Origin of the sequence: Micromonospora sp. NPDC093244 (assembly GCF_040683695.1) — a bacterium.
Taxonomy (GTDB): domain Bacteria; phylum Actinomycetota; class Actinomycetes; order Mycobacteriales; family Micromonosporaceae; genus Micromonospora.
On record NZ_JBFBEO010000001.1, the window covers coordinates 1,882,464 to 1,902,133 of the forward strand.

23 protein-coding genes are annotated in these 19,670 nt (G+C 72.3%); 7 read left to right on the forward strand and 16 right to left on the reverse strand.

From position 1 onward, the window contains the following. Positions 1 to 14: 14 nt before the first annotated feature. A complete protein-coding gene (locus AB0N27_RS08375) occupies positions 15 to 1,013 on the reverse strand; it encodes a tyrosine-type recombinase/integrase (RefSeq protein ID WP_364365083.1) in 999 nt (332 codons plus the stop codon). 96 nt (positions 1,014 to 1,109) lie between these two features. Between AB0N27_RS08375 and AB0N27_RS08380 the strand changes: the two genes are divergently transcribed. Continuing rightward, complete coding sequence (locus tag AB0N27_RS08380) at positions 1,110 to 2,129, forward strand: WYL domain-containing protein (protein ID WP_364365086.1); 1,020 nt, start codon at positions 1,110 to 1,112, stop codon at positions 2,127 to 2,129. A 30-nt stretch (positions 2,130 to 2,159) separates the two neighbouring features. On the opposite strand, the gene AB0N27_RS08385 is transcribed toward AB0N27_RS08380, so the two are convergent. From AB0N27_RS08385 to AB0N27_RS08410, 6 genes are all read right to left on the reverse strand, one after another. Beyond that, a complete protein-coding gene (locus AB0N27_RS08385; protein ID WP_364365089.1) occupies positions 2,160 to 2,585 on the reverse strand; it encodes an Hsp20/alpha crystallin family protein in 426 nt (141 codons plus the stop codon). 68 nt (positions 2,586 to 2,653) lie between these two features. After that, a complete protein-coding gene (locus AB0N27_RS08390; RefSeq protein WP_364365092.1) occupies positions 2,654 to 3,073 on the reverse strand; it encodes a GNAT family N-acetyltransferase in 420 nt (139 codons plus the stop codon). A gap of 143 nt (positions 3,074 to 3,216) precedes the next feature. Further along, a complete protein-coding gene (locus tag AB0N27_RS08395) occupies positions 3,217 to 3,627 on the reverse strand; it encodes a DUF6069 family protein (RefSeq protein ID WP_364365095.1) in 411 nt (136 codons plus the stop codon). Between the two features lie 78 nt (positions 3,628 to 3,705). After that, the gene (locus tag AB0N27_RS08400; protein WP_364365098.1) at positions 3,706 to 4,182 is read right to left on the reverse strand and encodes a MarR family transcriptional regulator; all 477 of its coding nucleotides are present in this window, start codon (positions 4,180 to 4,182) and stop codon (positions 3,706 to 3,708) included. A gap of 52 nt (positions 4,183 to 4,234) precedes the next feature. After that, positions 4,235 to 4,750, reverse strand: coding sequence for a DUF2087 domain-containing protein (locus tag AB0N27_RS08405; RefSeq protein WP_364365101.1), 516 nt, complete (start codon positions 4,748 to 4,750; stop codon positions 4,235 to 4,237). Between the two features lie 55 nt (positions 4,751 to 4,805). Continuing rightward, positions 4,806 to 5,321 carry a MarR family transcriptional regulator gene (locus tag AB0N27_RS08410; RefSeq protein WP_364365104.1) on the reverse strand — a complete coding sequence of 172 codons (516 nt, stop codon included), beginning with the start codon at positions 5,319 to 5,321 and terminating at the stop codon, positions 4,806 to 4,808. A gap of 68 nt (positions 5,322 to 5,389) precedes the next feature. Here AB0N27_RS08410 and AB0N27_RS08415 point away from each other — a divergent pair, with 68 nt between their 5' ends. After that, positions 5,390 to 6,622: an MFS transporter gene (locus AB0N27_RS08415; RefSeq protein ID WP_364365107.1), complete on the forward strand. Its 1,233-nt coding sequence runs from the start codon at positions 5,390 to 5,392 to the stop codon at positions 6,620 to 6,622. On the opposite strand, the gene AB0N27_RS08420 is transcribed toward AB0N27_RS08415, so the two are convergent. The 5 genes from AB0N27_RS08420 to AB0N27_RS08440 form a co-directional block, all read right to left on the reverse strand. After that, on the reverse strand, positions 6,619 to 7,191 hold the full coding sequence (locus tag AB0N27_RS08420) for a GNAT family N-acetyltransferase (RefSeq protein ID WP_364365110.1): 573 nt from the start codon (positions 7,189 to 7,191) through the stop codon (positions 6,619 to 6,621). The genes AB0N27_RS08415 and AB0N27_RS08420 overlap by 4 nt on opposite strands. Positions 7,192 to 7,215: 24 nt before the next feature. Next, the gene (locus AB0N27_RS08425) at positions 7,216 to 7,722 is read right to left on the reverse strand and encodes a DUF664 domain-containing protein (protein ID WP_364365113.1); all 507 of its coding nucleotides are present in this window, start codon (positions 7,720 to 7,722) and stop codon (positions 7,216 to 7,218) included. Further along, positions 7,719 to 8,750, reverse strand: coding sequence for an aldo/keto reductase (locus tag AB0N27_RS08430; protein WP_364365116.1), 1,032 nt, complete (start codon positions 8,748 to 8,750; stop codon positions 7,719 to 7,721). The genes AB0N27_RS08425 and AB0N27_RS08430 overlap by 4 nt, the downstream gene beginning before the upstream one ends. Positions 8,751 to 8,813: 63 nt before the next feature. Beyond that, entirely contained in the window at positions 8,814 to 9,632 is an 819-nt protein-coding gene (locus AB0N27_RS08435; RefSeq protein WP_364365119.1) for a DUF4232 domain-containing protein, read from the reverse strand. Continuing rightward, positions 9,625 to 10,137, reverse strand: coding sequence for a SigE family RNA polymerase sigma factor (locus tag AB0N27_RS08440; protein ID WP_364366145.1), 513 nt, complete (start codon positions 10,135 to 10,137; stop codon positions 9,625 to 9,627). Before AB0N27_RS08440 ends, AB0N27_RS08435 begins: the two co-directional genes overlap by 8 nt. 160 nt (positions 10,138 to 10,297) lie before the next feature. Here AB0N27_RS08440 and AB0N27_RS08445 point away from each other — a divergent pair, with 160 nt between their 5' ends. Then, positions 10,298 to 11,842, forward strand: coding sequence for a glycosyltransferase family 39 protein (locus AB0N27_RS08445; RefSeq protein WP_364365121.1), 1,545 nt, complete (start codon positions 10,298 to 10,300; stop codon positions 11,840 to 11,842). A gap of 9 nt (positions 11,843 to 11,851) precedes the next feature. On the opposite strand, the gene AB0N27_RS08450 is transcribed toward AB0N27_RS08445, so the two are convergent. After that, the gene (locus AB0N27_RS08450) at positions 11,852 to 12,337 is read right to left on the reverse strand and encodes an Rrf2 family transcriptional regulator (RefSeq protein ID WP_364365124.1); all 486 of its coding nucleotides are present in this window, start codon (positions 12,335 to 12,337) and stop codon (positions 11,852 to 11,854) included. 127 nt (positions 12,338 to 12,464) lie between these two features. On the opposite strand from AB0N27_RS08450, the gene AB0N27_RS08455 reads away from it, so the two are divergent. Further along, positions 12,465 to 13,205 (forward strand): NAD(P)H-binding protein, encoded by a 741-nt coding sequence (locus tag AB0N27_RS08455; RefSeq protein WP_364365127.1) that lies wholly within the window; start codon positions 12,465 to 12,467, stop codon positions 13,203 to 13,205. A gap of 63 nt (positions 13,206 to 13,268) precedes the next feature. Here AB0N27_RS08455 and AB0N27_RS08460 read toward each other — a convergent pair whose 3' ends face one another. Continuing rightward, complete coding sequence (locus tag AB0N27_RS08460) at positions 13,269 to 13,841, reverse strand: GNAT family N-acetyltransferase (protein ID WP_364365130.1); 573 nt, start codon at positions 13,839 to 13,841, stop codon at positions 13,269 to 13,271. Positions 13,842 to 13,907: 66 nt separating this feature from the next. Between AB0N27_RS08460 and AB0N27_RS08465 the strand changes: the two genes are divergently transcribed. The 3 genes from AB0N27_RS08465 (at position 13,908) to AB0N27_RS08475 (ending at position 17,385) form a co-directional block, all read left to right on the forward strand. Further along, a complete protein-coding gene (locus tag AB0N27_RS08465) occupies positions 13,908 to 14,369 on the forward strand; it encodes an HNH endonuclease (protein ID WP_364365133.1) in 462 nt (153 codons plus the stop codon). Between the two features lie 40 nt (positions 14,370 to 14,409). Further along, on the forward strand, positions 14,410 to 16,074 hold the full coding sequence (locus AB0N27_RS08470; RefSeq protein ID WP_364365136.1) for a DUF885 domain-containing protein: 1,665 nt from the start codon (positions 14,410 to 14,412) through the stop codon (positions 16,072 to 16,074). A 456-nt stretch (positions 16,075 to 16,530) separates the two neighbouring features. After that, on the forward strand, positions 16,531 to 17,385 hold the full coding sequence (locus AB0N27_RS08475; protein WP_364365139.1) for a hypothetical protein: 855 nt from the start codon (positions 16,531 to 16,533) through the stop codon (positions 17,383 to 17,385). Here the strand turns inward: AB0N27_RS08475 and AB0N27_RS08480 are convergent. Together AB0N27_RS08480 and AB0N27_RS08485 are read right to left on the reverse strand one after the other, a co-directional pair. Next, a complete protein-coding gene (locus AB0N27_RS08480) occupies positions 17,363 to 18,391 on the reverse strand; it encodes an NADP-dependent oxidoreductase (RefSeq protein ID WP_364365142.1) in 1,029 nt (342 codons plus the stop codon). The genes AB0N27_RS08475 and AB0N27_RS08480 overlap by 23 nt on opposite strands. Then, positions 18,388 to 19,668 (reverse strand): MFS transporter, encoded by a 1,281-nt coding sequence (locus AB0N27_RS08485; protein ID WP_364365146.1) that lies wholly within the window; start codon positions 19,666 to 19,668, stop codon positions 18,388 to 18,390. The genes AB0N27_RS08480 and AB0N27_RS08485 overlap by 4 nt, the downstream gene beginning before the upstream one ends. Positions 19,669 to 19,670: the final 2 nt, after the last annotated feature.

The window sequence follows — 19,670 nt, forward strand, 5'->3', positions numbered from 1 at the left end:
CGGGGGTGTGACGGTCAGCCGCGACGGCGGGACCGCGCCGCCCACACCGCGTACGCCGGATCGCGGTCGAGGTTGTGCCGGTCCCGGTCGTAGCGGCGGGTGGTCCGCGGGTCGGCGTGGCCCATCGCGTCCTGCACGTCCTCAAGGGGGACGCCCTCGGACCGGGCGGTGGTGGCGAAGGCGTGCCGCAGCGAGTGCGGGGACAGCCTCGCCCAGGCCGGAATGCCTGCGGCCCGGGCGAGCCGCCTGACCATCCGGAACACCGAGTGCCGGTCCAGCCGGGCACCGCTGGCGGTGACCAGCAGAGGCCCGGTCAGCTGCGTCACAGGTACGCCGGCGGCGGCGGCCCGCTGCGCCAGGTACGCGTCCACCGCGTACCCGGTGCCGGGGGTGAGGGCGCGGCGGCGTTGCTTGCCGCCCTTGCCGACGAAGCGCACGCTGCGGTGCCCGCGTTCGGTGCCGAGGTCGGTCAGGTCCAGCGAGATCAGCTCCCCGACCCGCAGGCCCAGGTCGGCAAGGAGCGCGAGGGCCGCCCGGTTGCGCGCGGCCGTCGGGCCGGTGTCCGCGTCGGCGGCGCTGAGCAGGGCGTCGACCTCCTCGGGGGTCAGGCCGACGGTGGCCGAGTGGTCCCGGTCGACGCGGGGCCGGTCCGCGCCGGAGACTGGGTTGGCCGGCACCCCGCCGAGCTTGACCAGGAAGTCGTACCAGCTGGACAGCGCGGAGAGACGACGCGCCACGGTGGCCGGGGTCAGCGGCCGGCCGCTGTGCGCGGCGACTGTGGACTCCAGCGCGCGGGCGTACTCGTTGACGTGCAGGAAGGTGGCCCGCAACGGGTCGAGGTCCTGGTCGGCGCACCAGTGCAGCCAGCCGGTGACGTCCCGCCGGTAGGCGTCGCGGGTGTGCTCGGACAGCCGGCGGTTGCGTAGCCACGCCTCGGTGACGTCGACCGGCCCGTCGGGCAGGGCCGGCCGGCCGGTGGGGCGGGCGAGCACCGGAGCGTCGGAGGACACCATGTGAAAAAGGTTCTCAGCATCGGGTGGGTTAGCCGCGCAGGCGCGCCGACACCCGCCGGGGTGGGGCCGCGCGGGCGCGGCGGTTACCGTCGGGCGGTGCGAGCCAGCCGGTTGGTGTCCCTGCTGCTGCTCCTGCAGACGCGGGGGCGGATGACCGCCGCCGAGCTGGCCGAGGCCCTCGAGGTGTCGGTGCGCACGGTGTACCGCGACGTGGAGTCGCTGGGCGCCAGCGGGGTGCCGGTGTACGCCGAGCGCGGCCCCGCCGGTGGGTACCGGCTGCTGGACGGCTACCGGACCAGGCTGACCGGGCTGACGGCAGGTGAGGCGGAGGCGTTGTTCCTGTCCGGCGTACCCGGGCCGGCCGCCGAGCTGGGGCTGGGTTCGGTGCTGGCCACGGCGGAGCTGAAGTTGCGCGCGGCGCTGCCGTCGGATCTCGCCGACCGGGGCGCGCGGATCCGGCAGCGGTTCCACCTGGACGCGCCTACCTGGTTCCGTGAGCCCGAGCCCACACCGCACCTGGCCGCGCTTGCCGCCGCCGTGTGGGAGGACCGTCGGGTCCGGGTCCGGTACCGCCGGTGGAAGACGCCCCGGGAGGTGACCCGGACCCTCGACCCGTTGGGTGTGGTGCTCAAGGCCGGCCGCTGGTATCTGGTTGCCGCCGCCGGCGGGCAGGTCCGCACCTACCGGGTGGGCGCGATCCTGGAGCTGGCCGTGCTGGACGAGCCCGCGGACCGGCCCGCCGAATTCGACCTGGCGGACTGCTGGCGGGAGCAGGCCTCGCGGTACGAGCGCGGCGTGTACCGCGCCGAGGCCCGGGTGCGGATGACCGCCTCGGCGTTGGCGCAGACGGTGTACCTGTTCCCGCCGGCGATGAGCCGCGCGGCGCACGAGCACGCCGACACGCCGGACGCGGACGGCTGGGTCACCACGACCGTCCCGATCGAGTCCGTCCGGCACGGTTGCGTCGAGATGCTCAAGCTCGGCGCGCAGGTCGAGGTGCTCGCCCCGGCCGAGCTGCGCGACCGGGTCGCCGACACCGCGCACGCGCTCGCCGCGCTCTACGCGCGGTCCGAGGGGGTACGCCCGCAGCAGCCGGCGGCCGGTGCCTGCGGGTAGGGGCACCGGCCGCCGGGGCGCTGCTGCGGATCAGGCGTTGATCTGCCGGCGCCCGTCGCCGTTGGCGCTGATGGTCACGCGGCGGGGCTTGGCGCGCTCGGCCACGGGGATGCGCAATGTCAGCACCCCGTGCTCGTAGCCGGCCTCCAGATTGTCGGTGTCCAGGGTGTCGCCCAGGAACAGCTGCCGGGTGAAGGTGCCCATCGGGCGTTCGGCGGCGACCAGTTCGACGCTCTCGCCGGAGGGCCGGCGGCGCTCGGCGCGGACGGTGAGCACGTTGCGCTCGACGGTGCAGTCGATGGTGTCCGGGTCGACGCCGGGCAGGTCGAACGCGGCGTAGAAGTAGTCGCCGTCGCGGTAGGCGTCCAGGTGCATCATCGCGGGACGAGCTGCCGTACCGAAGAACTGCTCGGCGAGCCGGTCGATCTCGCGGAACGGGTCGGTACGCATCAACATGGTCATGCCTCCTCGGTTCTCCTGGCCGAAGGTGTTGAGTTGAGTCGGGGTGACTCAACTTCCTCTTCTTATTTAGCGCCTTGCGGCGCGTTCGTCAACTGCTTCTCGTACCAGTGCTCGGCGTACGGGCCGTGCGAGTACGCCGGGATCTCGACGTAGCCGTGCCGGACGTACAGGGCGCGGGCCTCGACCAGGTCGTGGCGGGTGTCGAGGCGGATCCGGTCCACCCCGGCCGCCCGCGCGCGCTGCTCGACGGCGGCCAGCAGTGCCGCTCCCCCACCGGCGCCCCGGTGCGCGGGTCGGACGAACACCCGCGTCAACTCGGCCCAGCCGCGATGCCAGCGCAGCCCGGCACAGCCGGCCGGGTCACCCCCGTGGTGAGCGACCAGGAGCAGCCCGCCCGGCGGGGCCAGGTCGTCGCTCGGCATCTCGGTCAGCGCCGCGTCGACCTCACCGGGACGGGCCGGGCCGGGCGGCCGTGATAGCACACCACCATCTCCGTCATGTACTCGCGCAGCAGCAGCGCCGCGTCGGGATGGTCGGGTCGGACGGTCGCGGTCACCCAGGTGGGCCGAGCGGTGGTCACCCAGTGATCATCGCCGCCCGGTCAACCTCTTTCGGCCGGGCGGGCTCACCGACGTCGGGGCAGCAGGGCGACGAGCGCGACAGCCACGGCGATGTGCGTCGCGCCGAGCGCCACCTTGGCGCCGCCCTCGGCCTCGACCTGCGTCAGGGGAAGGAAGGACAGCACCGTGACCACGACGGCGAGCGAGATCCACAGCGGACGGGCGAGCCGCCTGGCGAACCGTTCCAGCAGGGCCAGCGTCGCCCAGCCGAGCAGGGAGGCGCCCAGGGCGACCGTGACGATCGCGCCGGCCCCGATGACCACGGCGGGCTGGCCCGGACTCTCGACCGTGTAGTCGACGCCGGCCAGCGCGCCGATGGACCAGATGGCCAGGCAGGACACGACGGCCACGACGACGCCCAGGGCGCGGCGGCGCAGCGGTGAGGTGGCGGTGGCCGGGACGGTGGTCGCGCTCATGGCGGGCTCCTCGTTCAGGGGGAGGTGAACGAGTAAGACCGTAACAGATAGTCCCGTACGAGACTATCTGTTATCGGATCAACATCCGGAGCGTGCGCCCGGGGCGTACGGGGAGGTGTGCGCGAGCGGTCCGTTCACCAGCGCCAGCAGGGCGCGCAGGAAGACCTCCCGGTCCTGTTCGGGCAGAGTGGCCAGCAGGTCGTCCTGGATGCGCTGGACCACCTGCCGCGCCCGCCGCAGGACCTGCTCCCCCGCCGGTGTCACCGCCACCAGGCGGGCCCGTCGGTCCGTCGGTGCGGGACGGCGTTCGGCGAGCCCGGCCCGCTCCAACTGGTCGAGCGTGACGACCATCGTGGTCTTGTCCACCCCGCACCGCTCACCGATCTCCCGTTGGGTCAGCTCACCCGTGCTGGCCTGCGCCAGCACGTAGTGCGCCCGCGGCGAGATGCCCAGCTCGGTCAGACCCGCCGCGTGTTCGGTCTGCAACGCGTGACTCGCCCAGGAGAGCAGGAACAACAGGTCGGGTGGGCCGTCCGCGGCCGTACACGAGGTCATCCACGGAGGCTAGCAACATGTTCCGCGACGAGACGGTTCGCGCGGCGGACGATCAGGGTCGCTGGTAGATGCCCCGTTCGCGGGTCAACAACCGCTCGTCGATCAGGTAGCGGCGCAGCGTGACGTGGTCCGATCCGCCCGCCGCGCACCACGGCTTGAGCGCCTCGTCGACGGCGCGCTCGGGGTAGGGTCTGCCCGCCTCGAACGACCGCTCGGCGATGTGCGCCAGCAGCACCCGCCGCCGGCCGCGCTGGGCGGGCAGACCCACGAGGGTGCCGGCGCGCAGGAACGTCCGCAGCACCGGGTCGCCGTCGGGTTCGGCGTCGCCGGCTTGGCGACGCTCGCGTGCGGACTCCCGCAACGACACCTCGTCGGCCGCGAGCGCGCCGTCCGCGCCCGTGACGAGACCCGCGTCGGTGAGCCGGCGGACCCCGGTGAGCACCACCCGCGCCGCCAGGCCGGTCCGCTGCGCGACCTGGGTCGCGCTTGTCGCGCCCAGCACGATCGCCGCGAAGATCCGCCGTCGTCCGTCGTCGGCCAGCGCCCCGGCCACCGCATCCGCAGTCACGCCGGTCACCCTCTCAAAGGGGGTACGCGGCCCGCCAGGCGATTTCCCTCGCCGCTCAGTCGGTCGTCGGGGCGTCAGCCGGTTGCGCGGCGACGAGCATTACCCGACGCAGCAGGTCGGAGAGGTGTCGTCGTTCGGTGGGTGTCAGCGCGCCGAGTAGCCGGTGCTCCTCGTCGCCCTGGACCTCCATGGCCGCCCGCCAGGCCTCCCGCCCGGCGTCGGTGAGTGCCACGTCCACCCGCCGACGGTCGGTCGTGGACGGAGTCCGGCGCACGAACTCCCGCCGGAGCAGAGTGTCGACGCGTGCGGTGATCGAGGCGGGCGCCACCGCCAGGTCCGCCGCGAGTTCCGAGGGGGCCGCGCGGCCGCCCCGCCCGGCCAGCGCGTGCAGGGTGTCGTACTCGTGGGCGGGCAGGTCGAGGTCGGCCAGGACGCGTTCCTTGACCGCCCGCAGGTGCCGGGTCACGTGGATCATCCGCACGACCGCGCCCTCGATGTCCGCGTCGAGGTCGGGCACCACGGGGAGCCAGCGTTCGATGTGCCTGTCGACGGCATCCGGAGTGGTGGTCACCACCCGACCTTACCTCAGCGCCGAAATATTCATTGCTAAAAGGTTCGGCGTCGAACTATGTTGCCGGTATGGCTCATCCCCTGCGTACGCGATCCTTCCGGCTGCTGTTCCTGGGCCGGACCGTCTCCGCGCTCGGCGACGCCGTGGTACCCGCCGCCCTGGCGCTGGCCGTTCTACGCGCCACCGGCTCGACCGGAGCGCTGGCTCTCGTCCTCGCCGCGGCGATGGTTCCCCGGCTGCTCCTGCTGCCGCTGGGAGGCGTCGTCGCCGACCGGTTCGACGCCCGTCGCGTCGCGGTCCTGGCCGACCTGGTCCGCTGCGCGACCCAACTCGCCGTCGGCGCCCAACTGCTCGGCGGCGACCCGTCGATGAGCACGGTCGTGGTGGCGTCCGCGATCGGCGGCGTCGCGTCGGCGTTCGCCATACCGACCGCGTCCCCCCTTGTCGCCGGCACCGTCGAACCGGCCCAACGGCAACAGGCAAACGCGCTGATGGGTGTGACCGCCAACTCCAGCCGGCTGCTCGGCCCGGCGTTGGCAGGCGCGCTGATCTGGGCCGCCGGACCAGGCTGGGCGTTCGTCATCGACGGCGCGTCGTTCGCGCTCAGCGCCGCCCTGCTCGTCCTGGTACGGGTACGCCACGTGCCGGTGCCCCGCCGTTCGGTCCTCGCCGACCTGCGGCACGGCTTCGGCGAGGTACGCGCCCGCGACTGGTTCTGGACCAGCCTGCTCGGGCACGGCGTCTGGAACGGCGCCGCAGCCGTCCTGACCACCCTCGGGCCGGCGGTCGCCATCAACCGGCTCGGCGGAGAGGCAACCTGGGTGCTGCTGTTGCAGGCCGGCGCGATCGGCATGCTCGCCGGGTCACTGCTGGCGGGGCGCGTCCGGCTGCGCCGGCCGGTGCTGATGGCCAACCTCGGGCTCGCCTGCTACGCCGCGCCGCTGTTCCTGCTCGCCGTGGCCGCACCCGCCGCCGCGGTGATCGTCTCCTACGCCGTGGCGCTGACCGCCCTCGGTTACCTCAACCCGGTCTGGGAGACAGTCGTGCAGCACCAGTTCCCGCCGGAGGTCCTGGCCCGGGTCACCTCGTACGACTGGCTGGTGTCACTGGCCGCGATGCCTGTGGGCTACGCCTTGGCGCCGCTGGCCGCCGACGCGTTCGGCGCGCCCGTCCCGCTGGCGGTAGCCGGCCTGCTGGTCCTCGCCTCCTGCGCCGGCACCGCGCTCGTGCCCGGCGTACGCCGGCTCACCTGGCCGGTGGCGCCGCCACCGCAACCCGCCGAGCCCGCCGGCGTGCGCTAGGCCAGCCGTGCGTGCAGGTGCATGTCGTGCCACCCGTCGGCGTGCCGAACCGACTCGCGGCGCACACCCTCCACCGGGAAACCCGCCCGCGCGGCCACCCGGCAGGACGGCGCGTTGGCGGTGGAGTGCTCCAGCGCCAGCCGGTGCAGCCCGACCCGCGTGAAGCACCACCTGGTCAGCGTCTCCAGCGCCCGGGTGGCGATCCCCCGACCACGCGCGGCGGGCACCACCCAGTACGACACGTCAGCCGTCGCCTCGGTCAGCAGCACCCCGCGCAGTCCCACCTGACCGACCGCCCGGTCGTCGGCGTCGACGATCGCCCAGCTGGCGTCGGTCTCGGCGTGCCAGCGAGCCGCCCACTGCGCCGTCCACGCCCGTGCCTCGTCGTCACTGTCCAGGCGACGGACATGCCACCGCTGGATCGCCCGACAGTCGAAGGCCGCCCGCACGGCAGGGGCGTCGTCGGTGCGCCAGGGCCGCAGCGCCAGCCCGGAGCGTACCGGAAGGTGGGGCTGCTTCCGGGCGCCGAGGCTTCCGGCGGGCAGGGCGGGTGCGACGAGCAGCGGCATCTGTCCATTGTCGCCGTCGCGGCGTCACTCGCCGGTCGGGCCTCCGGCCAGTTCGGCGACGACGTCGAGGTGACCGAGGTGGCGGGCGTACTCCTGGACCAGGTGGAACAGCACCCGCTCCAGCGACGCCGGGCCGGCGCCGTTCCACCGCGGGCCGGGCGCGCCGATCTCCGCCAGGTCGTGCGCCGTCACCACCGCAGTGGTGTGCGCGCCCTGCGCCCGCAGCGCCGCCACCAACTCCGCGCGTGTCACCTCCGGGGCGACGTACCAGCGGTCCCCGCGGCGGTCACCCCACGGTTCGGCGACGTCCCGGCCCTGAAAGCCCCACTCGATCCACCGCAGCTCGACATGGCGCAGGTGCGTGAGCAGCTCCAACGGGGTCCACCCGGACGGCAGCCGGCTGCGCCGCAGCTCGGCCTCGTCCAGCGCCGACACCTTGTCCACCACCGACTCGCGGAAGAAGTCCAGGTAGCGAAGGAAGACCTCGGTGCGGCTGCCGGCCGGGGCGGTGGGCTCGGGGAAGGGGATCACGGCGCGGCCGGCAGGTCCCGGCCACGCTGGCGCACTCCCGCGCCGCCGTACGGGTAGTCGCCCACCGGTGGGGCGCTCGCCTCGTCCAGCAGTCGCATCTGCTCGGCGTCGAGGACCAGGTCGGCGGCGGTCAGGTTGTCGTCGAGCTGCTCGGTGGTCCGTGCGCCGAGGATCACCGAGGTGACCGCCGGTCGGGCCGCCAACCAGGCCAGTGCCACCGCTGACATGGACGCGTCGTGTTCCCCGGCGACCTGACGGACCGCGTCGAGCACCCGCCAGGTGCGCTCGTCGGCGTTGCGACCGGCGTACGCCTCGACGCCACGCTGCGGGTTCTCACCGAGCCGGGTGGCGCCGGTGGGCGTGCTGTCGCGCTGGTACTTGCCGGTCAGCCAGCCGCCACCAAGCGGCGACCACGGCAGGATGCCGATGCCCTCGTTCTCGCAGACCGGCACCAGCTCGAACTCGATCTCCCGGGCCAGCAGGTTGTACTGCGGTTGCAGGGTCACGATCGGCGTGAGGTTGAGGTGCTGGGTGAGCAGGGCCGCCTTCTGCAACTGCCAACCGGTGAAGTTGCTGACCCCCGCGTAGCGGATCTTGCCGGCGCGTACGGCGTCGTCGAAGAACCGCAGCGTCTCCGGCAGCGGGGTCAGCGGATCCCAGGCGTGCGCCTGGTACAGGTCGACGGCCTCGACACCGAGCCGCCGCAGGCTGGCGTCGAGGGCACGGGTGAGGTGCACCCGGGACAGACCGGCGTCGTTCGCGCCGGAGCCCATCGGGAACCGCCCCTTCGTGGCGATGACGAGGCTGTCCCGCAGCTCCGGCCGCGACCGCAGCCACCGGCCGACGATCTCCTCGGAGACACCCGTGGAGTAGACGTCGGCGGTGTCGATGAAGGTGCCGCCGGCGTCGACGAAGCGGTCCAGCTGGGCGAAACTGCCCGCCTCGTCGGTCTCCGCGCCGAAGGTCATCGTGCCCAGACACAGGGTCGACACCACAGTGCCGGTGGCGCCCAGAGTGCGATAGCGCATGTCGTCCTTCCGGTCCGAGTGACAGAGCTGATCTTCGCACCTGGGCCGACCACCCGCACCCGCTCAGCCCGCGCGGCCCGTGGTCCCCGGGACGACTGGGTGCACCTCCAGGTCACTGCAACTGTCGGTGTCCCATCGCAGGCGTACCGACCGGACGTCGTCCGGCGGCGTGACCAGCAGGCGCGCGTACGCGGTGCACGGTTCACCGTCGGCGCGGAAGCCCTGCGCCTCCACCAGCGCCGATGCGACCCCACCCGGGCGGAGCGTCACGGTCGGAGGCCGCGACCCCCGCGCCGCACCGCCCATGTACCCGCGCGGTGTGCGCTCGGCGTGCGCAAGCGTCCTGCCGTCACCGCCCAGGGCGTCGATGCCCGGGTAGCCGGTCAGCCGGCAGGTGGTGCCGCCGCTGTTGCGGAACACCACTGCCACGCTGCGGTGCCCGCTCGCGGAGTCCGGCGTGCCGAGCGTCACCGTCAGGTTGGCCGTCGTGCACCGGCCCGGCGTCGAGTCGGACGTGCCCGGCGGTCGGGCGGCGACGGTCCCGGACGGCGACTTCGACGACGGCGGTGAGGCGGTCGCCGACGGCGATTGCACGGTGGGCGTCGGCGTGCTGCTCGGCGGGGCCACAGGCGAGGGCGTCACCGCCGGCGGTACGTCGTTGCCCGGGGCCGCGCGAAGGACCCCGCCCGCCACGACGGCACCCAGCACCGCCACCGCCAGGGCCCCGGTGCCGATCCGACGGCGCACCGTACGGCGTCCGGCCCGTAGTCGCACATCCCCCGGAGACTCCGGTCGCGCCACAGCCGCCGCCGATCGGGCCAGCTCTGCCAACCGCCTGTCGAACGCGGGCGCTCCCCGGGGCGTCCCATGCTGGTCAGACATCTTCCGAGATCCTTCCGTGAGCGGTGCCCCTGAACTCGGCGGCGTGCTGGGCCAGCGCCTGCCGGCCGCGGGCCAGCCGGGACTTCACAGTCCCCAGTGGCGATCCGGTCTCCCGGCAGATGTCGGCCAGTGGCAGACCGACCAGGTGGTGCAGCACCAGCACCCGCCGCTGCTCGTACGGCAGGCCCGCGAGGGCACCGACCAGGTCCAGGTCTCCGGTGTCGACCGACTCGACCGGCTGATGCGGACCATGCCGCCGGTGGGCGGCGAGGCGGTTCCTCGTCCGGCGCCAACTGCTCACCGCGATGCGGTAGGCGACCGTACGGACCCACGCCTCGGGATTGTCGTACTCGTTCAACTTCGACCGTCGCTGCCACGCACGGCAGTACGCCTCCTGTACCGCGTCCTCCGCCTCGCTCAGGTCTCCCAGCATCGCGTACAGCTGACCGACCAGCCGTCGATACGTGCTCGTGTAGAACTCATCGAATTCGTCGGCATGCAACATCCCCTTCGCCCCCGCCCTCCCGGCGTCCCCGTCGATGTTCACCGCACTCACGCCCCGACCGCGGCCAAAGTTCCGCCGAACCGGATTCTCGTTGTGTCCGGACGGCGACACCACCGCACAGGGGCAGCCAGGGGGCGATCCGGCGGGCGATGATGAGCGGGTGAGCGAGCCCGCCGTCCACGTCGACCGTCCCCATCGGCCGGTCGTGACGGCCGCACCGGACCGACCTGGTCCGCGCGCGCTCGGCGCGTGGCTGGCGGCCGCCGCGACCAGCGTGGCACTGCTGCTGCTCGCCGGCCGTTACGGCTACCACCGCGACGAGCTGTACTTCCTGCTCGCCGGCCGGCACCTGGCCTGGGGGTACGTCGACCAGGGTCCACTGGTGCCGGCGCTGGCTCGACTGCTCGACACGATCGCGCCCGGCAACCTGGTGGTGCTGCGCACCCCGTCGGCGGTGCTGGCCGGCGGCGCGGTCCTGGTGGTCGCCGCGATCGCCCGCGAGCTGGGCGCCGGCCGGGGCGCGCAGACGTTCGCGGCGGTGCTCGCCGCGCTGTCCGGCATCGTGCTCGCCGGCGGGCACCTGCTCAGCACCACCACAATCGACCTGCTGGTCTGGCTTGTCGCCGTGTGGTGCGCGGTACGACTGCTGCGTACCGGCGACAGCCGCTGGGCGCTCGGCATCGGGCTGGCGCTCGGCGTGGGCATGCTCAGCAAACTGCTGCCGGCGCTGCTGGCCGTGGGCCTGATCGCCGGGGTGCTCATCGCCGGGCCACGTCGGCTGCTGCGTGACAGGTGGGTGCTCGCCGCCGCCGGGATCGCCCTGCTGCTGGCCACGCCCAACCTGATCTGGCAGGCCACGCACGGCTTCCCGCAGCTCGGCGTGGCGGCCTCCATCTCCGGCGGCGACAGCTCCTACAGCGGTCGCCTCGACGCGTTCACCCTCCAGTTCGTCATCATCAGCCCGTACGCCGTACCCATCTGGATCGCCGGTCTCGTCGCGCTGCTGCGGCGGCCGCAGTGGCGGGCGTACCGGGCGATTGGCTGGTCCTGGTTGGTCGTGGTCGGCGTCGTGCTGGTCGCCGGCGGCAAGGGCTACTACGACGCGCCGCTGCTGCTGGTCCTCACCGCAGCCGGCGCGGTGGTCACCACCGCGTGGGCGGCGCGCGGGTCCGTGCGGCTGCGGCGCGGGCTGCTCGTGCTGGGTGCGGTGCCGTTCCTGCTGCCCACAGTCGTGCTGCTGTTGCCGGTGCTGCCGGCCGACCGCCTGCCCGGTTTCGTGGTCGACGTCAACTACGACGCCGGTGAGACGATCGGCTGGCCGGCGTTCGCGGACTCGCTGGCCGCGGTCCATCGCGGCCTACCGGCCGAGGAACGCTCTCGGGCGGTCATCCTCACCGGCAACTATGGCGAGGCCGGCGCGGTGGCCCGTTACGGTCCGAGCCGTGGTCTTCCACGCGCCTACTCGGGGCACAACAGCACTGTCGACTTCGGGCGACCGCCGGCCGGGGCGGACGTCGTCATCGCCGTCGGCTGGGACCGTCCCGAGCCGCTGGCCGCCTGGTTCGACGCGTGCGCGCCCGCCGGGCTGGTGGACCAGCGGGTCGAGGTGGACAACGACGAGAACGGCGGCCCGATCTTCGTGTGCCGGGGGCTGCGGCGTCCGTGGGCGCAGATCTGGGACACCGAGGTACGCCACACCGGCTGACCCGCGCGCTCAGATGTCCCGGTCGCCGGTGAGCCAGGCGCTGACGCTGACCAGCGCCTCGGGACCGGAGTCGACGTCGACGTCGCGGGCCAGGTCGGCGATCGTGACGGAGGCGAGCGCCTGACGCCACGCGTCCTCCGCCGCCCACATGGCGCGGGCGACGGGGCACGCCCCGGTGCAGGCGCTGGAGGGGGTGGCCAGCGGACCCCGCTGACGGATCTCGGTGCAGACGAAGGCCGGGCCGGGGCCGTCGACGGCCCGAACGACGTCGAGCAGGGTGATGCTCTCCGGTGCCCGGGTCAGCACGTAGCCGCCCGATTTGCCCTGCACCGAGTGGATCAGGCCGGCGCGGGCGAGGGACTGCAACTGCTTGGCGAGGTAGCTACCGGAGACGTCGTGCAGCTCGGCGAGCCTGGCCGCCGGCACGGGAGTGCTGCTGGCCGTGAGGACGACGCAGCAGTGCAGCGCCCACTCGACCCCGCCGGACATCTTCATGACCTCACCCTAGCCACACCCCCTTACTCGGACTTATATTGTCCGAGTATAGTTCCCGGACAGGAAAGGTCCGAGTATCGGCGCGTGCCGTACGACGGGCCGTAACACCGAGGAAAGGTGGCTGGACATGAAGATCGCCGCACTGGGCGGTACCGGTCTCATCGGGTCGCAGGTCGTCACGATCCTGCGGGCCGCCGGACACGAGGCGGTGCCGCTCTCGCCTTCCACCGGGGTGGACCTGCTCACCGGGCAGGGCCTGTCCGACGCGCTCACCGGCGCCGACGTCGTGGTCAACCTGACGAACTCACCAACCTTCGACGACGCCTCCCCCGCCTTCTTCCAGGCGACCATGGACAACCTGCTCGCCGCCGCCGGACGCGCGGGCGTGGGTCACGCCGTGATCCTGTCCATCGTCGGCGTCGACCAGGTGCCCGACCTGGCCTACTACCGCGCCAAGGCCCTCCAGGAGGACATCCTCAAGGCAGGGCCCATCCCGTACTCGATCGTCCGCGCCACCCAGTTCTTCGAGTTCGTGGACGCGATCCTGTCCTGGACCGCCGACGCGAACACCGTCCGCCTGCCCGCCACCCCCGTGCAGCCGATGGCCGCCGCCGACGTGGCGCAGGCCGTGGCCGACGTCGCCCTGGGCGCTCCCCTGCGGGGCGTACGCAACGTCGCCGGACCCGACGTCTTCGCCCTCGACGAGCTGGGACGAATCACCCTCGCCGCCCGTGGCGACCAGCGCACCGTCACCACCGACGACAGCGCCGGCATGTTCGCCGCCGTCCCCGGCGACGTCCTCATCTCCGCCGGGGACGCCGTCATCGCCCCCACCTCCTACCGGGACTGGCTCGACCGCCGGGCCTGACCGCCCCCCACCCGCGTCTCGCGGCGGTGATCGACCGCCGCCGCGACGCGCGGGTCGCTCCCGTCAGCCCTGCGAGGCCCGGGACCGGGCATTCCACTCGCCGGCCAGGACGGCGAAGACGAGCTGGTCGGCCCACACCCCGTCGAACAGGTAGCTCTGCACGTGACGGGCTTCCTGACGCATCCCGATCCGCGTCATCAGCCGGGCGGACGAGTCGTTGCGGGCATGGCAACGACCGAAGACCCGGTGCAGCCCGACCTCGGCGAACCCCCAGTCCACGAGCGCCACGACCGCCTCCGTGGCCAGCCCGCGACCGCCGTGGTCGGGATGGAACACGTACCCGATCTCGGCTGTGCGGTCCCGCTCACTGCGCCACACCAGCTCGACGGCACCGATCACGCGGTCGTCGCAGACCACGGCCAGCGTCAGGCAGTCACCCTCAGCCCGCCACGCGTCCTCACCCGCCATCGCGAGCACCGACGCCCGCGACTGTTCACGGGTACGCGGCTCGGCGCCGAGCATCCAGCGCACGACGTCGGGCCGGCTCTGGTACACGTACACGTCGTCGAGGTCGTCCAGAGTGACCGGACGCAGCGTCAGCCGCGCGGTCCGGATCGGGTAGGTGGGCTGGAACACCTGGGCGATCCTATCCGCCTCTCACGCCCTGGTCGGGCTCGTCGGCCGCTGGCCTAACCTGTTGAGATGCTGTCGCAGGTGAAGGGCTTGTCCCGGCATTTCACTGAGGAGAGCCTTCGTGCGTACCTCGTCGCCCGTTCGGTTCGTCGGGACGACGGCTGCCTGATCGTGCGCGGCTACGGCAGCCAACGCGGCGTCTACCAGAAGGTGGCCGGACGCGCCTGGGCGCACATCACGGCCTACGTGGTCTTCGTCGGCAATTTCGACCCCAACCTGGACGTGCACCACCTCTGTGGGGTGCCCGACTGCATCGAACCCACCCACCTGCGACAGGTGACACACGCGCAGAGCTGCCGCGCCCGCGAGCGCAACGCGCGCTGCCGCAACGGCCACGACCGGGAGGTGGACCCCGCCACCGGCACGTACCGTCGGGTCTGCCGCGCCTGCAACCGCGACGCGCAGCGGCGGTGGCGGCAGCGGCAGGCCGCCGAGGTGGCCCAGGCTCGGCAGGCGTACGGGCGCAGCTAGCATCGATGCGGCTTGCACCACCAACGCCCTAGCATTGCCCGTGATCGAGGACTTTGCGGATCGGCTCCTGCGCGACATGGCCGACCTCGATCCCTGTACGGCGGTCGTCGAGGCCGGCGAGCAGGATGTCGACGGCCTTACCGACTACGGGCCCGAGGGCCATCAGGCCCGCGCCGACCTCGCAGCGCGCGCTCTGTGTGAGCTTGAGATCCTGGATGACGCACCGCGGGCCGTGACCCCGCTGCACGCCCACCTCGCCGAGCGACTGCGCACGCGTATCGCCTTCCACGACGCCGGGGAGGGCCTGCGTGAACTGCACGCGACGGCCACCGGTCCGCTCCAGCTCATCCGCCAGGCCGTCGAGGCGGCGGTTCCCGCCCGAGGCGCCGAGACCGCGGCCTTCGAGGAGGGCTGGGCTCGTGTCGGCGCGCGCCTGGCCGCGATCCCCGCGGCGCTGGACGGGTATGCCCGCAGTCTTCTGCTCGCTGCGGAGCGCGGCAATGTGCCGGCGCGGCGCCAGGTGGAGCTCGTCACGCAACGCTGCCGCACCTGGACCGACGACGATGTCGCCCTGGTGGATCGCTACGGCGAGGGGCCTCAGCGGGCGTCGTTGCAGGCCGCAGCGACGGGCGCGCGACAGGCGTACCGGAAACTGGCCGAGATGCTCACCGCGGACCTGGTACCGCGGGCCGTCGAGGAGGATGCGTTCGGCCAGCAGCGGTACGCACTCTGGGTGCGCACCTTCCTCGCGGCCAGGCCTGACCTGCGCGAGCTGTACGAGTGGGGCTGGGACGAGTTCCGAGCGACAGAGGCGGAGCTGATCGCGGAAGCCAAGGCTCTGGGCGGGAGCGTGCCAGAGGTGCTCGCCTGGCTCGCCAGCCCCGACGCGCCCGGCACGCTGCACAGCAGGGAGGCGTTCGCCGCGTGGCTGCAGGAGCTGTTGGAGACTGCCACCGAGCTACTGGACGGCGTCCACTTCGACATCCCCGCCCCGTTACGGCGCATCGAGTCGCGGTTGACCACATCGTCCGGCATTGCCTACACCGGACCGTCGCGGGACCTCACGCGACCGGGCCGGGTCTGGTGGTCCCTCCCCGAGGACGCGGCGAGTTTCCCCACCTGGTACGCCTACAGCACCGCCTATCACGAGGGCGTTCCCGGCCACCACCTCCACCTCGGCTCCGAGGCATGCCGGGGAGGCCTCGGTCAGCGACTGAACCTGCTCGGTGGCCTCTCCGGCAGCCAGGAGGGCTGGGCACTGTACGCCGAGAGGTTCATGGACGAGCTCGGGCTCTACGAACAGCCGGGTGCTCGACTGGGGTATCTGTACATGCAGCTCCTGCGGGCGGCGCGGGTCGTGCTCGACATCGGCCTGCACCTGGGCCTACCGATGCCGTCCGGCGGCGGAGCATCGTGGACCCCGGACGCTGCGCTGAAGCTGCTGCGGGACCGCTGCCACCAGGGGCCGTACGCGTCCGCAGAGCTCACGCGTTACCTGGGCCGGCCAGGGCAGGCGCTGGCCTACAAGGCGGGTGAGCGCGTGTGGCTGGCAGGCCGCTCGTCCTTCCCCGGCGACCGGCGCGCATTCCATCGTCAGGCGCTGGAGCTGGGTTCGCTGGGCCTGGATCAGTTGACGGCCGCCCTCCAGCATGGCCACGTGCCACTCGCGGACCGCGGTGAAACAGGCCAGGGATCGCACCTGTAGTCGTACGTCCTCAACGGCCGGCTGATCTGCCGCTGGCGTTCGATAGCGATGCCAGCGCGACGTCGACATGGCCGTGAGCACACCATTCTCATTCATTACGCACAAGAACTGTCATTATGATGCACGAGCATTACGTCCCTTTTGTCCAGGCAGTTTATCGGATTACTGTTATCGGTAATCCGATAAACTGCCCAAGGCTGTGCTCGTGGGCGCGAACCATCTGTTGAGGTCCGTCGGTCTCCCTTCTCAGGAGAGGTGGCCGCTTCTCAGTTGGTGTGCCCTGGAGTCGACCGGTGTTTCAGTGGAAGCGGCCAGCCGATGCGGAACGCAGGGACCGCACTCCCGTTGCTGGTCCCGGGACCCGTCACGGCCGGCCGGGAACACCTGCATGAAATGGCGACATGACCGACCACGAGCCGAGCACTGACGCACTCGATGCGGAGCACGCCACGCGAGATGCTCGGCCTACATGAGGCATGGGACGAGACCGCCGACGCACACCCTGGCCTCGCGATCATCGGCGGTGACGGTTCCCGTGAGCGGCGAGCCGGACCGAAGCTGTACGACCCTCTGCGCAAAAATCGACGTATGACGACGACTTCTGTCGCGGCGAGGACAGCCGACTCCGCTCCCGCTTTGCACTACTACGTGGTCTACGACGGTGCTGGCGTGCCGGAAGGGTTGCTGGCCGAGGAGTTCCTGCTCGCGAAGGACTACTCGTCAGCCGGGCTGGTAAGTGGTGGCTGGAGCCGATCGGAGGGCCGCTGGTGCGACGCCTCGGTCACCAGTCGGCGCTTGCGCGTTGACGCCGTACTGCGAAAGCGAGTGATGCCGGTGGGGCGGGCAGCGGCGGCGGCACTCTATCGGGACCTTTGCGGCGCTGAACTGCCGGAAGAGGCCGTCCTGCGGGCACGCTTCGGTGCACCACCGGCTCGGCCGTCGTCCCCGTTGCGGCTGGACCAGTCCGCGCCCAGGCCGGGGTTCCGCGAGACGCGCGTTTACCGGATCCTGTTCGCGGGCGAGTTGAGCCCAGACGGCCTCGCGGCACTCAGCGAGGCATGGCAGATGCCGGTCACGGGCGACCTCACGGACCCCGAGGTGCGCGTCCTGGGCGCGGTACACCGTCAGGTCGCCGGTGACGCCTTCCGTTGGGACCTGCGCCGAGTCGCTGCGGGTGCCGCCTGGGGGCTGGACGTGACCTGCGATCTGCTGGGGGATCGTGATGAGGTGGTTGGCGTGCTTCTGCGCGGTCTGACAACGCAGATGCGGCAGCAGGGGATGATCCCGGTCACCGTCGACCGGTTCCGCTGAGGCGGTCGTGTGTGCGGTCCATCGCCGGCTCGTCGTCGATCGTGATGACGAGTTTCCCGGTCACCCGGCCGGTTTCGGCGTGGGTATGCGCGGCGGGCAGTTCGGACAGGGCGTAGGTCCGCTCCACGTGGACTGTCAACTGTCCCGCGTCAACGAGTTCGCGTACCACGTCGAGGGGCCGGACCAACCGAGTCGCGCCCAGCCAGCGGAACTGCCGGCCTCGCCGGTCCGCGTCCTCCTCGGTCACGCCCGGGTCCAGTGCCGCGCCGAGCAGGAGGCCGCTAGGGCGGAGGCAGTCGAGGGAGCGTCGTCCGTACTCGCCGCCGACCAGGTCGAGCACGACGTCGACGTCGCGGGCCACGCTCCGGAAGTCGACAGTGGTGTAGTCGATCGGTTCGTCCACCCCGAGGTTGCGCAGGAACGGGTGGTGCGCGGTCCGGGCCGTCCCGAGAACATAGGCACCCCGGTGCCGGGCTAACTGCACCGCGAGGTGGCCGACGCCGCCGGCCGCGGCGTGGATCAGGATCCGCTGACCGGCGCGCAGGGCGGCGTACTCGCAGATGGCGACGAGTGCGGTGCGCGCCGCGACCGGCAGCGCAGCCGCGCGTACGTGGTCCACGGTCATGGGTTTGGTCGCCAGGCTCGCCTCCGGCACCGAGACGTAGTCGGCGTAGGTGCCGATGAAGTGGATGCCGTAGACCTCGTCACCGACCCGGAACCGTCCGCCCGGTTCGGCCTCGACAACGGTGCCGGAGAGGTCCGAGCCGAGCACCAACGGTGGCGGCCCAAGTTCCGGTACGAGTCCTCTACGGATCTTCGTCTCACCGTAGTTCACCGAGGCCGCACGGACCCGGACCAGGGCGTGCCCGGATGCTCGTGTGGGTCGTGGCAGCCGGACCGTACACAGCACCTGGGGTTCGCCGAACCGCTCGATGATTCCCGCGCGGATCAGGCCGGGGGTGGGTTTGGCGGCGTCGGCCGCGCTCCCCGGCACGGCGGCCGTCACGACCGCGCCCCGGCGGCCTCGGCGGCGCTGCGATCCGGTGGCGCTGCGCTTGCGGGATCGTCACCGTCCGGGACAGCGTTGGCGGTGGGCGCGCCTCCGGCGGTGCGCTGGCTCCGCAGGCCGTCTACCACCAGCCCCACGGTGGCGATGGCGATGACGGTGGCCGCGACGGCGGGTAGGGCGTCGGCCCGCCAGTTGTCGAGTACCGCCCCGCCGATCGACGCCCCGGTGGCGATCCCGAGATTGAGCACGGTGATGCCGATCGCCCCGGAGGTGGCCTCCCGGCCAGGGGACGCGATCCGCAGCAGGTGCATCTGGAAGACCGGTGGCAGCAACCCGATGAGTAGACCCCAGCCGGCGATCACCACGACTGCCACGGCGAGGTGGAGATCGAGTAGTAGTAGTGAGGCGGCGCTACCGGCGAAGGCGGCACCGACCCCGCCGAGCGCTCTTCGTGGGAACCGGTCAGAGAGCGGTCCGGCCCCGACTGTGCCGACCACCCCGGCCGCCCCGAAGACGAACAGCAGGATGCCGCTCGTGGCGTTGTCGTACCCGCCGAACTGGTGGAGCAGCGGCGCGATGTAGGTGTAGAGCACGAAGTGGCCGGTGATGACGAGACCTCCGGCCAGCGCCACGCCGAGTACGGTCCACAGCGCCGGGTCGCGGCCTTCCTGCCGTACGGCCTGCGGGGGTGCGTCTGACAACGGCAGGGTACGGATGCCCAGGGCTGCCAGTGCGAGCAGCGCCGCCAATGCGGCGAAGGAGACCCGCCAGCCGAGCGCGGCGCCGGCGGTCGCGCCGAGGGGAATGCCGACGATGCTGGCCATCGCGGGGCCGGCGAGCACCACCGAGACAGCTCGGCCGATCCGTGCCGGCGGGACGAGCGTGGCCACTGTCGGTACCAGCAGGGACCAGAAGAGGCCGTGCGCGACGGCGGCGGTGATCCGGCTGGTGAGGGCCCATTCGTACGAGGGGGCGAGCGCGGTGCCGGTGGTCGCCAGGGCGAGCAGCACCAGGATGACGGGTAGGAGCCGTCGACGTGGTACCCGTGCGGTCAGTCGGGTCAGCGGGATGCTGGCGACGGCGATCGTCAACGCCCAGGCGCCGACCAGTCCGCCAGCGGTCGCGGGTGTGACGTCGAGGCCGTCGCTGAGCTGCAGCAGCAGGCTCGCGGGCAGCAGCTCGGTGGTGACGGTGGCGAAGGCCGCGCCAGAGAGGAGAAGCAGTGCTCGCCAGGGCAGCCCTTCTGCTGTGTGCCTGGAGGGTTGAGTGGTCATGG